Annotated in this window: 16 protein-coding genes; 2 read left to right on the top strand and 14 right to left on the bottom strand. The window is 70.9% G+C overall.

Annotated features, from left to right (window positions below; all coding sequences use genetic code 11):
• The coding region (locus tag DIZ27_RS37915; protein ID WP_181383899.1) for a transposase at positions 1-615 on the top strand (615 nt) is incomplete at its 5' end.
• 134 nt (positions 616-749) lie between these two features.
• Here the strand turns inward: DIZ27_RS37915 and DIZ27_RS46205 are convergent.
• The 7 genes from DIZ27_RS46205 to DIZ27_RS37885 all read right to left on the bottom strand — a co-directional run bounded on the left by DIZ27_RS46205 (position 750) and on the right by DIZ27_RS37885 (position 3,562).
• Positions 750-887 (bottom strand): hypothetical protein, encoded by a 138-nt coding sequence (locus DIZ27_RS46205; RefSeq protein WP_181383898.1) that lies wholly within the window; start codon positions 885-887, stop codon positions 750-752.
• Entirely contained in the window at positions 887-1,369 is a 483-nt protein-coding gene (locus DIZ27_RS37910; protein ID WP_109382926.1) for a hypothetical protein, read from the bottom strand. The genes DIZ27_RS46205 and DIZ27_RS37910 overlap by 1 nt, the downstream gene beginning before the upstream one ends.
• Entirely contained in the window at positions 1,369-1,572 is a 204-nt protein-coding gene (locus DIZ27_RS37905) for a hypothetical protein (protein WP_109382934.1), read from the bottom strand. The genes DIZ27_RS37910 and DIZ27_RS37905 overlap by 1 nt, the downstream gene beginning before the upstream one ends.
• A 25-nt stretch (positions 1,573-1,597) precedes the next feature.
• Positions 1,598-1,855, bottom strand: coding sequence for a hypothetical protein (locus DIZ27_RS37900; RefSeq protein ID WP_258308734.1), 258 nt, complete (start codon positions 1,853-1,855; stop codon positions 1,598-1,600).
• Positions 1,852-2,298 (bottom strand): hypothetical protein, encoded by a 447-nt coding sequence (locus DIZ27_RS37895; protein ID WP_109382925.1) that lies wholly within the window; start codon positions 2,296-2,298, stop codon positions 1,852-1,854. Before DIZ27_RS37895 ends, DIZ27_RS37900 begins: the two co-directional genes overlap by 4 nt.
• Positions 2,295-2,972 carry a GGDEF domain-containing protein gene (locus DIZ27_RS37890; RefSeq protein WP_109382924.1) on the bottom strand — a complete coding sequence of 226 codons (678 nt, stop codon included), beginning with the start codon at positions 2,970-2,972 and terminating at the stop codon, positions 2,295-2,297. Before DIZ27_RS37890 ends, DIZ27_RS37895 begins: the two co-directional genes overlap by 4 nt.
• 131 nt (positions 2,973-3,103) lie before the next feature.
• Positions 3,104-3,562, bottom strand: a complete 459-nt coding sequence (locus DIZ27_RS37885) for an RRQRL motif-containing zinc-binding protein (RefSeq protein ID WP_109382923.1) — start codon at positions 3,560-3,562, stop codon at positions 3,104-3,106.
• Between the two features lie 645 nt (positions 3,563-4,207).
• Here DIZ27_RS37885 and DIZ27_RS37875 point away from each other — a divergent pair.
• Complete coding sequence (locus tag DIZ27_RS37875; RefSeq protein WP_109382921.1) at positions 4,208-4,402, top strand: hypothetical protein; 195 nt, start codon at positions 4,208-4,210, stop codon at positions 4,400-4,402.
• Positions 4,403-4,762: 360 nt separating this feature from the next.
• Here the strand turns inward: DIZ27_RS37875 and DIZ27_RS37870 are convergent, their stop codons facing one another.
• The 7 genes from DIZ27_RS37870 to DIZ27_RS37840 all read right to left on the bottom strand — a co-directional run bounded on the left by DIZ27_RS37870 (position 4,763) and on the right by DIZ27_RS37840 (position 13,790).
• A complete protein-coding gene (locus DIZ27_RS37870; protein ID WP_109382920.1) occupies positions 4,763-6,895 on the bottom strand; it encodes a hypothetical protein in 2,133 nt (710 codons plus the stop codon).
• A complete protein-coding gene (locus DIZ27_RS37865) occupies positions 6,895-7,968 on the bottom strand; it encodes a hypothetical protein (RefSeq protein ID WP_109382919.1) in 1,074 nt (357 codons plus the stop codon). Before DIZ27_RS37865 ends, DIZ27_RS37870 begins: the two co-directional genes overlap by 1 nt.
• 124 nt (positions 7,969-8,092) lie before the next feature.
• Complete coding sequence (locus DIZ27_RS37860) at positions 8,093-9,358, bottom strand: hypothetical protein (protein WP_109382918.1); 1,266 nt, start codon at positions 9,356-9,358, stop codon at positions 8,093-8,095.
• A gap of 4 nt (positions 9,359-9,362) precedes the next feature.
• Complete coding sequence (locus DIZ27_RS37855; RefSeq protein WP_109382917.1) at positions 9,363-9,635, bottom strand: hypothetical protein; 273 nt, start codon at positions 9,633-9,635, stop codon at positions 9,363-9,365.
• A 3-nt stretch (positions 9,636-9,638) separates the two neighbouring features.
• On the bottom strand, positions 9,639-10,583 hold the full coding sequence (locus tag DIZ27_RS37850; protein ID WP_258308733.1) for a bifunctional lytic transglycosylase/C40 family peptidase: 945 nt from the start codon (positions 10,581-10,583) through the stop codon (positions 9,639-9,641).
• A gap of 231 nt (positions 10,584-10,814) precedes the next feature.
• A complete protein-coding gene (locus DIZ27_RS37845; protein ID WP_109382915.1) occupies positions 10,815-12,431 on the bottom strand; it encodes an FtsK/SpoIIIE domain-containing protein in 1,617 nt (538 codons plus the stop codon).
• Positions 12,432-12,599: 168 nt separating this feature from the next.
• A complete protein-coding gene (locus tag DIZ27_RS37840) occupies positions 12,600-13,790 on the bottom strand; it encodes a hypothetical protein (RefSeq protein ID WP_109382914.1) in 1,191 nt (396 codons plus the stop codon).
• Between the last annotated feature and the right edge of the window lie 33 nt (positions 13,791-13,823).

Raw genomic sequence — 13,823 nt, 5'->3', positions numbered from 1 at the left:
GTCGCGGGCATCGACCCCGGCGCCTGGACGGCGATCAAGTACCCGWACGCCGTCTTCGACGAGGACGAACAACGCTGGGKCTCCGACGCCGAGGTCGCCKAGACCTCCTACACCGCGTTCACCGGGAAGCGGAAGGAGTACCACACCACTGCCCGGCTCCTTGTCCGCCGCGTCCGACGGCTGAATGCCGCCCAGGTCCCTGACGGGCAGGGCGAGTTGTTCGCCGCCCACCGCTTCCACGCCGTGTTCACCGACAGCCCTCTCGCCCTCCTCGATGCGGAGGCCGACCACCGCCGTCACGCCATCGTCGAGCAGGTCTTCGCCGACCTGGAGGACTCCGCTCTGGCCCACCTGCCATCGGGGAAGTTCACCGCGAACGCCGCCTGGCTGACCCTCGCGACCATCGCCCACAACCTCACCCGCGCCCTCGGCGCCCTGGCCTCCACGTTCCACGCCAGGGCCCGCACCGGCACCATCCGCCGCCACCTCATCGCCGTCCCCGCCCGCCTCACCCTCGGCGGACGCACCCTGACCTGGCACTTTCCCGACCGGTGGCCCTGGTGGGCGGCGCTGGAGAACCTGTGGACGGCCACCGGACACCGCCTGCGCACCTGACCGCCCGACCCGAACGCCCACCCACGACCCGAAAGATCTTGGAGACCCCGCCACCGGAACGGCCATCCGGCACCCACCCCTGCCCGAAACCCGAAAAAGCCCTCCCGGAACCGGCTCAGAAGCCTGATCAGGATTCACACGGTGGATCCAGGCTGAGTGTTGGCGCCTTGGGCGCGTTGGGCGGCGGCGTACTCTTCGGCCGGCCAGGAGCCGCGGGGGCCTCCGGCGGGGAACCGTTCCAGGACGGTGCGGGCCTGCGTGGTGGTGGTCATCAGGCGTCGCCGCCGGTCACGCGTTCGTGGATGTCGATGAGGGTGGCGATGGCGTCGGGGTTGTCCGCCAGGCCGACCCACTGCCCGAGCGCGGTGAAGACGGGCACGGCGTCGGTGTCGGCGTTGTAGATGACGCAGTAGTAGCCGTAGCGGTCCATCACCATGTCCCGCAGGACCGGGATCAGCGCGGTGTCCAGGACCTCCAGGGCGTCGACGGTGAGCCGGGCGGGCTCGCCGGGCGTCTGGGGCTGGACCAGGGTGCCGGTCGCGCGCAGCAGGTCGCCGGGCTGTATGCCGGTCAGCAGCTCGTGGGTGATCCGGGGGTCGCCGCTGGTGCAGGTGACGACCGTGTCGGGGGCGTCCTCGTCGACGGTGTCGATGTCGGCGGGTCGGACGATCAGGTCGAAGGTGGCGGTGCCGCGTGGGCCGGGGGTGGGTATCGCGTCGACCCAGCCGTCGACGGCGCAGTGCTTGGTGTCCATTAGCTGGCCTCCGCCAGGGTCTCGGTGGTGCGAGGGGAGCGGGGTCGGGTGGTGCGCTGGGCGAGGACCAGCAGCTCGCGGTTGCTTCGCTTCTGGGCGTCGGTGAGCGGGCGGGCCTTCGCGCCGTGCCGGTGCCAGAGCGGGGAGGCGGGTGGCTCGGGGTAGGCGAGGGCGTGGTCGACGTCGCGGTTGGTGCTGCTCATGGGGGCCTCCATCTGGAGGTAGAGGTCAGGCGTGGTCCTTGCCCTTGCCGCTCTTGGGCGGGTCGGAGACGAACCGGGTCTCGCCGGGATTCCGCGCGTTCCAGAGCTCCGCGCACGTCTTGTGCACGGCCTCTCCGGCGTGGGACCTCAGCGGAGTGGTCTTCCGGCACAGCACGCACTGCTGGGGCCAGGCGAAGTGCGCCCCGTCGTGCCAGTCCAGGAGTTGGACCGGCACGGCGGGCGGCGCGGGCGGTGCGGGTGCGGGGCGATGGCGGGTGCTCACGGCCGCAGGTCGGGCAGCTGCTGACGTACCTGAGCGACCAGGTCCTCGGTGGGCTTCCAGGGCCCGAGCTGTCTGCGCGCGGGGATCGGCAGGGCGAGCTCCTGGATGTCCATGAGCTCCAGGTGCCACCGGCCGGGCTCCGCCCACGGCCCGCAGGGCGGGGAGCCGTCCGGGTCCTGGTGGCAGCCGGTCAGGTGGGCGATGCCGATCACGGCGCCGGTCGGCAGGTCACGGCCGCGGATCGTGTGGGCGACCAGCGGCAGGCGCAGGGCGGGCCGGTCGATCTGCAGGCTCGCGTGCAGGAGCATCCAGCCTCGCCACGACCAGTCCCGGGGCCTGTTCTCGATCGTCTTGTCCCCGGCGAGGAGGCAGGCGGCATGCGGCTGCTTGACGCTGATTCCGCGGGTCCAGTCGCCCGCCGGCGGAAGGGTCGCGGTGCTCATGCCGCTCGCCCCCACACGGCCGTGCCCGGCCTGCCCGCGCGGCGCCCGTTGACGGACGGCGTGGTGGCGTGCGCGGCGGTCGCCAGGACCGCCTTCCCGGAGTGCTTGCCGTCGTACAGGGTGGCGTCGGCTGCCTTCTGCAGGCGCGTCAGGTCGCGTGTGCCGATCACGTCCGGGGTCGCGGCGCCGACCGAGGCGGCGACGTCGACGGTGCGGTCGTCGTCCAGGGTGACCGGCGTGTGCAGCATCCGGATCAGCTGCGCGAGGCGCTGCTTGCGGCGGTCGGAGGGCAGGTCCAGGACCACGGCGAACTCATCGCCTCCGAGGCGGCCGATCGCGGCGCGCGGGCCCGCCCAGGCCGTGAGCCGGGCCGCGATCGACGCGAGGACGGTGTCGCCCGCCGCGTGCCCGAGGCCGTCGTTGATCTCCTTGAACCTGTCGGCGTCGACCATGATCACGGTCGTGTCGTCGCCGTGGCGGGCCAGGAGCCGGCGGGCGCGGGCGGTGTAGGCGTCGCGGCGCAGCAGGCCGGTCAGCGGGTCGCGGCGGGTGGCGGCGAGTTGCTTGTGCAGCGCGACCGCGTGCACCGCCCAGCCGGTCAACGGCACGGCGGCGGTGGTCAGTAAGAGTGCGCGCTGCCCGATTCGGGCCTGAAAGCGCAGGAGGGACGACATACTTGGGTTCTCCGTCTCGTCTCGTACGGGATGGGTGGGCCCCGGGGCAGCCGTCCAGCCGCCAAGCACAGCGGCTGTCCCGGGAGCAGAGCTACAGCTCGAAGCCGCCGTCATCGGCGGAAACTCGGTGATCAGGCAGCCAGCTGGTGGATAACCGGGGCCGGGGACTGCGTCGTGTAGGTGTCGGGGCTGGGTTCATAGCCCCGGGCGCAGGGGTCACAGCAGCCCTGGGTGCGCAACGGGAGGCAATGGTGGTAGCGGCGACGGCAAAGGGGGCACGTGCTCCTGGCTGCCATCGCAGCGTCCAGGGCGGCTTCCTTGGCGAGGGTCATGGGCCGTACCGGCTGGGCGAGGTCGACGCGGTAGAGGTAGGCGGGCCGGGTGCAGGCGCGGTTCGGGCGAGTGGCGCAGGCTCGGCACCGCAGGATGGCGACGGGCTCCTGACCGCCGGGCCGCAGCCCGGCGGTGCGCAGCTGGCGGCGCGTGGCGAGCTGGTCGGTCGGGGCGGTGCCCCAGTCGTATTCGGGTAACCCCTGCTCGGTGCGCGGTCGGGCCGCCTTGAGTTGTCGGCGTCGGGCGCGGGTGCTCATCGTGGGCTCCGGGCGTGGGGCAGGTGGCGGGGGCGCTGCGGGCGGGGTCGGCCGACCTGGCGGCGCGATCGGGAAATAAGCACGGGCGTTCCTCCGGACGTCTGTAGACAGTGCCGCGCCCGCCGACCACGTCGGCGGGCGCGGGGTGGGGTTCAGGCGGGGTGGCTGAGGGCCGTGTGCGTGTGGTGCGGTCCGGGCGTGGCCGGCGCGGGCGTGGTGTGGCCCGGGCGTGGGTGCTGCGGCTGCTGATCGGGGGCGTCGGGCGCGTGGCTGCCGATCATGTAGCCGAGCAGCAGTCCGCTGACGCCGTAGACCTTGTGCCTGTTGGCTTGCCACCAGGTCGGGGCCGGGGGTGGCTTTATTCACGACTCACAGCGGCGTTTGTTCACGGCTGCGGGAGGCATCTACGGTGAGGTGGGGTCGATGTTCACGACGATGGCCAGCAGCCTGAATCGAGGGCAGGCGTCTGGCGACGACACGGTCGCCACCGACGGACTGTCCCTGTAGCCGGAGCTTTTGCGTCGTCCCGTCGGTGGGACGTACGGCATGTTGCCCAGGTGGCGTTTGGGCGGGACATCCCGTTGGAGCATCCCTTTCTAGCCTGAGACGATCACCAGAACCGTATGAGCGAATGCAGGGGGGAACATGGCTGTTCTGGCGCTGCTCGGCGTCTTGGCGCTCGTCGTTGGCGGATGCGCATGTGTGGTGTGGGCGGAGCGCGGCGGGCCCCGCTGGGTCCGCGGCGTGGCGACCGTGACGCTTGCCGCGGGGGAGTTGCTGCGCCGTTCCGAGAAGAACCGGCGCCGGGGCCTGAACCGGACCACCGATGACGGTGACTAGGAAACTGCGCGAGGGGCCGACGGTTCGCCCTCACGCAGCGCCCCCGCGCTGCTGCCCGTCGTCGTGAACAATCAACGGGCGCCGACGGTCACAACGCCGTCGGAACTGCTGTCAAAACGCTGCTCTCCGTCGCGTACAGAGCCACGGGGGCTCCGTCAGCACGCCTATGACAGCCACGAGTTCTCCAATCGATGGGGGACAGGGGGTTGATGGTGCGAGGCCGGACGGCCTGCCCGGTCCTCGCACGCCGCACGGCGGCGGGTGGGCGAGGACCAGGCGGAGCGTCCGGTGGTTGGTCGCGGCATGCAAGGGGCCCGCACCCCGGCGTTCGGGGATGCGGGCCCATCAGCCGTCGCGGGGTCAGAGGTCGGACGGCAGTTGCTTTCCGGTGTCGGCGTCGTAGGCGGTACCGGTGGGCGACAGGCGGATCGTGCGGGACTCTGCTCGAGACCCTTCCTTCCAGTCCTTCCCGCCGATCGCTACCCGGACCGTCACGTCAGCGATGGGATCCGTGACTGGCAGAGCGAGTTCCGGCGCCTTGGGGAACCAGCGGTCATCTCCGCGGGTGGTGTACGCGCTCTTCCCCGAGGCGTCGATCCGCAGGTATCGCGCGTTGCGATCGGCGTACGACCGCAGTTCCACGATGACGCGGTCACGGTCGCCGTTCCAGTGCGCCACCAGGTCTGCCTCGACGCCGTCGACACGAAGCGCAGTCCCCGACCTGCCCTTGTACGCGGCAGCCGTCTCCTGGCGTTCCTGACGGCGCTCCTCGTTGTCGGCGGCCTGCCACACACAGGCCGCCGCGACGGACAGGCAAGCGATGGCAGCGACGTAGGGCCAGGTACGCCGGCGTCCCTTCACCGGCTGTGCGTCGTCGACGGGCGGTTCGGGCGTAGCGGGTTGAGGTCCGCGGTGCCATTGCGGTGAGGTGCTGTCGTCTGTGGTCTGCTCGAACCATTCGACGTCTTTGCCCATGCGGGCGACGGTAGCGCGCAGCTGTATGGCTTGGTCCGGGCTTCCGCACAGTTCCGCCACCCGGGCCCGGGTCGACAGCCACGAGACGGCTTGGTCGGAGTTGATGCCGTGGGCGGTGATGTCCGCGCGTTCGCCGAGGGCGGCGAGGTGGGCGGCCTCGTTGCACCGGCCGTCCCTCGCGGCCTGGAGGACGTCGTGGTGGCGGGTGTCGATGACGTTGGGAGGCATCTCCCAGTCCCAGGCGCCGTCACCATCGGTGTCCTGCCCGGCCTCGGTGGGCAGATCGCCGTCCTGGTCCTGGTCGTGGCCGGTCGCGGGCGCCACAGTCGTGTGCTGTTCGACGGCCAGGGCCTGCTGTGCCATGCGGCGCCGGGACGAGGTGTCGGTGAGCGTGGCTTCGTCCTGGCTGATCACTGTCTGGACGATGTCGACGTAGTCGGGGCCGACCTTCCAGACGGCCTGTCCCGGGTCCAGGGCGGGGATCCGGTCGATGGCCCAGGCGGGCAGGTTGAGCAGGGCGCCGACGAGGGCCGCCTCCTCCGGGCCCAGGCGTCCGATGTGGGCGACCTCGCACAGCCGTGCCAGGTCCTGCGCCTTGCCGTCGCCGAGGTCGGACAGCGTGTGCATCACGACGTCCAGGGATAGCCCGGCCTTGCGGGAGTTCTTCAGGAGTCGCTGGATCAGCTCTGCCGTGGCGGGGGAGAGCAGGATCTGCCACGCCTCCTCCAGGACCAGGTGGCGGTGGACGGCGGTCGACTGGCGCAGCCAGACGTGCTCGGCCCAGCACGCCACCGCGGCCATCAGCGACGGGATCGCGGGGCTGTTGCGGTCCAGCCGGGAGAAGTCGAAGGAGAGGATCGGCAGGTCGGTTTCGGGGAGGCTGGCGTCCTGGCCGTCGAACAGGCCGCGCAGTGATCCTTCGGTGTAGCGGGACAGCGCGATGGCGGCGCCCTCGCCCCACTCGATGAGCTTCGCGGCCGGCCACCTGCCGTCCTCGGGCTGGACCAGGGCGTCCACCAGGCCGTTGAGGCTGGTTGCCTTGGGGTGGTTCAGGGCGTGCTGGAGGGCGTGGGTGGCCTGGGGGGTGAGGGCGCCGGGCTCCACGGCGGCGATCAGCGAGCGGACGAGCTGCTCGCGGACCTCGGCAGGGAACAGGCCGGAGACGGGGTTCAGCGTGAAGGAGCCGGCCTCGATGACCCGGCCCCCCAGCGAGCGGACCAGGGGCGCCCACTCGCCGGCGTTGTCCTCGCCGAAGGAGTCGATGACGACGGCCTGGTGACCGTGCTCGAGGATCTCGCGGCGAATCCGGGCTTTCGCCGTCGTGCTCTTGCCGGAGCCGAGACCGCCCAGGGCGAGGCTGTTCGTGGCGGGCAGGACGGCGGCGTCGGTCAGGACGGGGGAGAGGTGGAACGGGCGGCCGTCCAGCAGCGACCGCCCGATCGGGATGCCGGGGAAGCGGGTGCTGGACGCGACGAGCGGCGCCGTGATGGCGGCGTGGCTGGAGGGCAGGCGGATCATCAGAGGATCGCCCCTTTCCGGGTGGAGGCTCCGTGCGGGGTGGTCATCACGTGGGCGCGGTGCTGCTGGCCGGTGAGCCAGTCGAGCCGGATGCGGTGCCGGTCGGCCGTGAGACAGGCCTGCCACCGGGCGTCGGTGACGGCCTCGGGGCTGTCGCCCCACACCGTCAGGTAGGCGTCGAGGTCCACGAGCGTGGCGCCCTGGACCAGCGCACCATGCGTCGCGGTGCTGGCGAGGTCGTGGGTGTCCTGCTTGACCTTGTCCGTGGTGAAGGCCTCGGACGCGGCGCGCTGCCACTTCGCGGACCGGCGGGACTGGCCCGCCGGCAGCGGCCGGTACAGGACGGCCAGCGAACGGTCGGTGCCGTGGCCCAGCAGCAGTTTCGGCATGAGGTCGCCGCCGGTCTCCTCGGGCCAGGCGGTGATCCGTGCCGTGCTGGCGTGGCGGCCGTCGTCCAGACCGACCCAGCCCGGGCCCCGTGCGGTCACGGCGGGGACCGGCCCGGGCTCCACCGGGGTCAGCACCCCGAGGCCGGCGAACTCGTGCGCCAGGGTGTCGACGACACGGGCGGGCCGGCCCACCAGTCCCTTCGGCACGTGGACGGAGAGCGTCTGGGTGTGGGCGGTGTAGTCGCCGACGGCGGCGTGGTGGGTGATGTGCACCTGGAGGCCCGCGCCGCGGGCCTGGTCGCCGGCGAAGGCGAGGGCGCGGGAGAACGCCTCGTGGAACGCGGCCCGCTGCTGCGGGTCCTGCATGGTGCCGTGCTCCGGATACAGCGTCCACGTGGTGGTCACTCCCGCACCGGTGGCCATGGAGGCCGGCGCGGTGCGCTCCCGCAGCCGCCGGTAGCCGACGGCCGCCCACCGGGCGAGCGAGCGCGGCCCCGGCGCCACGTTGAACAGCGCCGCGGCGGCGCCCACCGCGCCGAACGTCCATGCCGGGGGCGGGGTGAGCATCGCCGACATGAGCACGGCGCCCCCGACCCCGGCGTTCGCCTTCGTCAGCAGAGTCTCGGCAGGGCTCAGTCCGCGCTGCAGGGCGGGCACGCGGTAGCCGGGCGTCAGGGAATACACGGGGTCCTCCTCAAGTACAGGTGTCTAGGACGGCCGGTGCGTCGGCCGGGCGGAGAGACCGCTTGGCCCCGGCGTGCTGCCCCGCAGGGCGGGGCAGCACGCCGGGGCCAGGACGGTCGGCTTGCTACGGGTTGTTCGGCCGGTTCGGCACCGGAGCCGGTGTGGGTGCCGGTGTGGGTGTGGGCGCCCCGGGAGTCCGGGGGTTCGGTGTCGACGGTGTGGCGGCGGCCCGCGCCTCGCGGCGCGCCTGGGTGATGTGCGCGGTGCGAGCCGCGTCGTGCCGGGCCTTGGCCACAGCGGACTCGGTCGTCAGCCGCCCGGGCCGCTGCTGCCGCTTGATCCCGTACGCGGCGAACAGGACACCGGTGTCCTGGGACACGGCGCGGCGCGGGGTGTCCACCGTGCGCGGCCCGCGCGGCGTGGTCTCCTGCTCGTACACATCCGGGACGCCGGCCCGCACGACCGCCCGCGCCAGCGGGTTGTCGGTCCTGCGCTCCACCAGTGTCCGGGCGGCGCCGGCTACCCGGGGGCCGATGTACGGCACACCGTGGAAGATCATGCGCAGCATCAGGGCGTCCGCGGCCACCAGCAGGACGGCGTCCATCACCAGCGCCCCCTCGGTGAGCTTCACGAACGGGCTGACCAGCAGCAGTGCGAACGGGGCGAACATCAGCCCCAGCAGCCGCTGCGCCCACGCCTTGACCGCCGACGTGTCGCCCCCGCGGGCCAGCGACGCCAGCACCACGGGAGCTATGCAGACGAACACCAGGATGCCGAGGTTGCGCGTCATGAACACCAGCGCCGCGAAGGCGAGGGCCACCACGAGCGCAGCGAAGATCAGCAGAACCGACAGCGGGTTGTCTGCGTCTGCCGCCTCCTTCATGTCGTCACGGATGACCGTGAACAGGGTCGACTCGTCGCTGTCGAACGCGACCGTGAACGCGGCGCTCACGGCCTTGTTCAGCAGCATCACCACGCCCGGGACCGACGCCATGCCGGCGACGGCCGCGAGCGTCCAGCCGGTCGAGGCGCCCATCTGCTTCAGGCGGGGTGCGCCCTGCCAGGCGGTCAGGGCGCACACGACGACGACACACATGAAGATGGCGACGGCCAGGTGCTGGCCCAGCCAGAGGAACTGCTGGTAGATCCAGCTGTCGGCCTGCTCCGGCGCCCATGTGTCCTTGGGGGCGACCAGATCAATGATCTTCTTGATCAGGCTGTCGGCGAGGTCTCGGACGTTGCCGGCGGCCCCGTCGGTGAGGCCCTGGCCCCCGCCGGGGCCGGGCGGCCCCCCGTCGGGGGGACCGCCGCCGTCGTTGTCCCGCGCGCAGTACTCGTAGCCCGGCGTGCCCTTCAGGGCGTCGCACGGGTCGTCTGCTCGGAACGCCATGTGATCAGCCCTTGGCCTCGGTCACGGTGGAGAACAGGGTGTCGCCGTACAGCGCGAGGATCACCGCGACGAACAGCGTGCCCACGGCCATGGAGCCCTTGCGCAGGGCGCCCTTGGGGTCGTTGGACAGCTGGAGCAGCATGCGGACGGCGATGACGGCGATGACGGCGGCGATGCCCTTGGTGACCAGGCCGCCGCCGGTGAGGCCGATGGTGTCGAAGAAGTCCTTGAAGCCGGTGGACATGTCGACGGGGGCGGCGAGGACGTTCTTGCGCATGGGTCAGATCTCCTTGTTGGTGTGCGAGGTGGGCCGGGCGACGGCGTACAGGTCGGTCATGGTGTCCAGGGGGGAATAGCGGACCTGTGTGCCGGGGCGGGGAGCGTCGATCATCCAGCCGCCGCCGACGTAAAGGCCGACGTGGTGAATACTCGTGGCGCTTTCGCCGTAGAAGACAAGATCTCCGGGCTTTACCTGTCCGGGCTTGACCGGCTCGGAGGCGGCGTATTGCGCGGCTGCCGTGCGGGGCAGGGTGATGCCTGCCTTCGCGTAGGCGTACAGCGTGAGTCCGGAGCAGTCGAAACCGGTGACGGTCTTTCCGGAGTTGCCATTGGGAGAGCAGCAGATTCCCGTACTGGGGCCGTTTACGCTGCCTCCGCCCCACGAATAGGGGGTGCCGAGCATTTCTTTCGCCGCGCTGATGGCCGTGGTGGCCTGGCCCGTGGTCGCCGCCTTTCCGCCGCCGCCCTGGTTCTGGTTGGCGAGGGCGGTGATCGACCGGACGTAGTTCTGCGTCTCCTGGTAGGGCGGGATACCACCGTATTTCTGGACGGCGCCGCTTCCGGCGTTGTAGGCGGCGAGCATGTTGTGCTGCTTGTTGCCGGGCACGCCTTTGACGTCCTGGGCGATGGTGCACAGGTATGTCGCGGATGAGGGGATCGCGTCCTCGGGATCCCACACGTCGCGTGTGCCGTCGCCGTTGCCGTCGATTCCGTGGCTCTCCCACGTGGACGGCATGAACTGTGCGATGCCCTGCGCTCCGACCGGTGACTTGGCTTTCGGATTGAAGCCGGACTCCTGGGTGAGCAGGGCGGCGAGCAGGTTCGGGCTGACCTCGGGGCAGGTGTTTCCCGCGTCCTCGATCAGCTGCTCGTACTGGGCGGGGACGGCCAGGCTGAGCGCCGTCCCTATCGGGTCGTCGCCGGCGGCCTGGACGAGCGCGGCCACGACGACAGCCGCGGTCGCTCCTAAGCCGATAGTGACCGCTGTAGAGGCTCTCAAGAGCGTCTTCCCTCCTTTCCTGGATTCTTGGGTGTTTTTGCAGGTCAGAACCGCCATGGCGGTCCGCCACAACACCGCCATGCGACCGCCGGGGACCGCCATGGCACCGTCGGGATGGCGGTGCCATGGCGGTCGATGGCGGTGTTGTGGCGGTGCGCTGGCGGTGCCGCGTGGCGGTCACGAACCGGACATCGCGAAGGCGACCAGGTCGTCCAGGCGGTAGCCGCGGCCCCGTGAGTTCTTGTAGGTGCGAGGGCCTCCGAGAAGCTCCTTGAGCTTCTTTCCGCGCTCGACATCGTCGTCTTCCAGGATTCCGAGGGCGGGCGCCAAGTCCGGAGTGGTCATGAAGTCCACGCCCTTGCTGCGCATCAGATCGATGGCCTGCCGGAGCGGGGTTTCCTCCGGAAGTGCCTCCAGGCGCTTGGTGGTTTTTTCGTCCACCACATCCCAGATGAACTTGTCGTCGAAGTTGAAGCCTCGGATGAGGGTGGAGCGCCCGTTGGCGAAGAGGACCGCCTGACCCTTGATATCCGGGTCGAGGAGTGCCGGGTTGATCGGTGCGACCGTTTCGAAATAGGTGTCACCGAGAGCAACCTTGGTGGTTCCCGCCGATGCCACGTACAGGCACATCCGGTACAGGAACTGGTCCCGCACCTCGACGGGAATGGCATTCACGGAGGGGCGCTGTGTCATGAGCACCGTGGAGATGCCGGATTCCAGGGACTTGGAGACCAGTTGCCGTGTGTCCTTGGCAATCTCCTTGGCCTGGTCCTTTTCCTCGTTCGTGGCGCCGGAAGCGAAGAAGTCGGCCGCCTCGTCCACGATGAAAATGACTGGCTTGAATTTCGGTGCAGGCTGCCGGTTCCGGATGGCCTCCTTGATTTTCGCGTACCGGCTGTCCGAGCGGACATTCAGCTCCCGGACCATGTCCCAGAACACGGCCGGGTCGTCGGACGATTCGTAGCGGGTGGCGATCGGCTCGAACCGGGTCAGCCCGCAGAATTTCCCGTCGAGCAGATACAGCTCGAATTCGCCGTAGGCGATCAGCAGGCAGGTGATGAGCCCGTTGACCAGGGTCGTCTTGCCCATCTGCGTCATCCCGGCGACCAGCAGCGACGCCTTGTCGAAGGTGGGCACACCGGTCAGCCGGCCGGTCACGTCGTGGCCGAGCGGAACGCCGGCGAACGTCTCGATCTCCTGCCGGGTGGGGGCCGGGAACGGGCGGGTGAACGGGGGCTCGTGCAGCTTGAGGAGCTTGACGCGGCGTTCGGTGTCGCGGCTGCGCTCCATGGTCATGTGCAGGCGGGTGACGCCGAACATGCCCGCCACGGTGCCCAGCCGCTTCTCCACGTCCTCGTATGTGCGGCCCTTGGGGACCAGGAAGTCGTAGACCTCGCCGGTCTGCACCGGGGCGATGGTGACCTCATCGGCCCGGATCACCTGCTCGTTGCCGATGACGCCGGCCGTGCGCAGCGCCGCGGTGAGTTCCGGGTGCGCCACCACGGCCTCGGCGTCCGTCGGCTCCCCGTCCAGGGAGGCCGCGGGCGCGTCCTGCTTCAGGGCTGTCGCAGGCTGCGCCCCGCGTGCCCACAGCTGTTTGACGGCCGTGCGGATCCGCCAGGCCGCGTAGCCGAGGGCGACCAGCGCCCCGGCGGTGAGCAGCACGGTGGCCGGCCACGAGAGGCCGAGCTTGTCCTTGATGGCGGCGAGGATGCCGAATGCGATGGCCAGGCCGCCGATGGCGCCTGCCGCCTGCCCGTAGGTGTCCTCGCCTGCCTGCTGTTTCTTCCCCACACCCCTCTCCTTCTTGTGGTTTCGGTCTTCTGTGGTGGTGCTCGCCGGGTCTGCTTGCCGGGTCTGCGAAGCGCGTTGTTCGCTCGCCGGGTCACTCGCCGGGTCTGCACTCGGGTCGACTGCGTGGTGTTGGTTCCGGCCCTCACTGGTGGTGCCGGACAGGGTTGGTCAGGCGTCCGCGTCCTCGGACTCGTCCTCGCTGTCGGCGTCCTCGGAGGCCTCGGCAGGCTCGGCGGGCTCGGTGCGTACGCCCGCGGGGGTCTCCTCGTTCGACAGCAGCGCGCCCCAGGCGCGGCGCACCCGCTTCTCGCTGCCGACGAAGCCGTGGTCGCGGAAGGTGGTGACGGCCTGCCGGTAGGACAGCGGCGGGTCGTCGTGGTAGCGCAGGTGCCGCAGTACGACGTCCAGCTGGCCGTCCGTGAGCTGTTCGCCGGGCTCCGGGGTGGGCACGCCCGTGACGGCCGCGAGGTCGGCGAGCGTGACGGCGTCACGGTCGGCGTCACGCCCGGTGTGACGGACCCCGTCACGGCCGGACGCGAAACCGTCCTGACCTGCGTGACTGCCCGTGCCGCCGGTGGTGGAGGCGTCACGCCCGGCGGGCAGGGCGGGCATGTCCGGGCCAAAGGCGTCACGGTCGGCCGTGCCGGGCAGGGCGGGCGCCTCGGGGGTCCATGTGCCGAGTTCCGGCAGGCGGATCGCCGCCACCGAGGGCGGGAGAGCCTGCTCCGTGACCGTGCTCGCGGTGGCCTCGGCCTGCCCGTGCAGCTTCTCGGTCATCTTCTGCTGCGTCTTGAGCACCGACTTGCGGTAGCGGGTCTCGGCCTCGGCCACCTGCTTCTCCAGCGTGGTGGCCAGCTCCAGCAGCTCGATCCGGTGCGCGGCCTCGGCCTCCATCTCCTCCAGGCGGTCGGCGACCTCCTGGCGCTTGATGTCGATGGCCTGCTGGGTGCCGGCCGACACCTTCCGCCCCAGCGAGGGCAGAGCGATCCACCACGCGGTCTTGGTCGCGACGATGGCGATCGGGGTGAGGACGACGGCCAGGTCGAACCCGTCGGCCCGGGACAGGATCAGGTCGGCCGTGGGGATGGCCGCGTTGACGGCCGTCAGCGCCAGGCCGGCCGCCTGGACGCGGCGGACGCGAGCGCGGTTGTTGCCGGCCAGGATCTCGGTGGCCTGGAACACCACCCACAGGGCGTCCAGGGCGCCGACGGTCGGCACCGCCCACGCGCCGAACTTCGGCTGAAGGATGTCGTAGGACACGGCCACCGACAGGATGGCCACGCTCAGGGTGACCATGCCCAGGATGCCGAGCACCACCCCGCGCGGGGAGGCGTCGTACCACTGCTTCTCGCCGTTCACGGAAGTCTCCATTCTTGGTACTTGGTACGGGGT

The sequence above is a fragment of the Streptomyces sp. NWU339 genome (genome assembly GCF_003143855.1).
Classification (GTDB): Bacteria; Actinomycetota; Actinomycetes; order Streptomycetales; family Streptomycetaceae; genus Streptomyces.
This window is presented reverse-complemented; position numbering and strand designations above follow the sequence as displayed.

Coding starts and splice junctions, on each gene's coding strand:
- DIZ27_RS46205 (WP_181383898.1), bottom strand. CDS start 887: ATGACCACCACCACGCAGGCCCGCACCGTCCTGGAACGGTTCCCCGCC.
- DIZ27_RS37855 (WP_109382917.1), bottom strand. CDS start 9,635: ATGCGCAAGAACGTCCTCGCCGCCCCCGTCGACATGTCCACCGGCTTC.
- DIZ27_RS37875 (WP_109382921.1), top strand. CDS start 4,208: ATGGCTGTTCTGGCGCTGCTCGGCGTCTTGGCGCTCGTCGTTGGCGGA.
- DIZ27_RS37890 (WP_109382924.1), bottom strand. CDS start 2,972: ATGTCGTCCCTCCTGCGCTTTCAGGCCCGAATCGGGCAGCGCGCACTC.
- DIZ27_RS37870 (WP_109382920.1), bottom strand. CDS start 6,895: ATGATCCGCCTGCCCTCCAGCCACGCCGCCATCACGGCGCCGCTCGTC.
- DIZ27_RS37885 (WP_109382923.1), bottom strand. CDS start 3,562: ATGAGCACCCGCGCCCGACGCCGACAACTCAAGGCGGCCCGACCGCGC.
- DIZ27_RS37905 (WP_109382934.1), bottom strand. CDS start 1,572: ATGAGCAGCACCAACCGCGACGTCGACCACGCCCTCGCCTACCCCGAG.
- DIZ27_RS37860 (WP_109382918.1), bottom strand. CDS start 9,358: ATGGCGTTCCGAGCAGACGACCCGTGCGACGCCCTGAAGGGCACGCCG.
- DIZ27_RS37895 (WP_109382925.1), bottom strand. CDS start 2,298: ATGAGCACCGCGACCCTTCCGCCGGCGGGCGACTGGACCCGCGGAATC.
- DIZ27_RS37910 (WP_109382926.1), bottom strand. CDS start 1,369: ATGGACACCAAGCACTGCGCCGTCGACGGCTGGGTCGACGCGATACCC.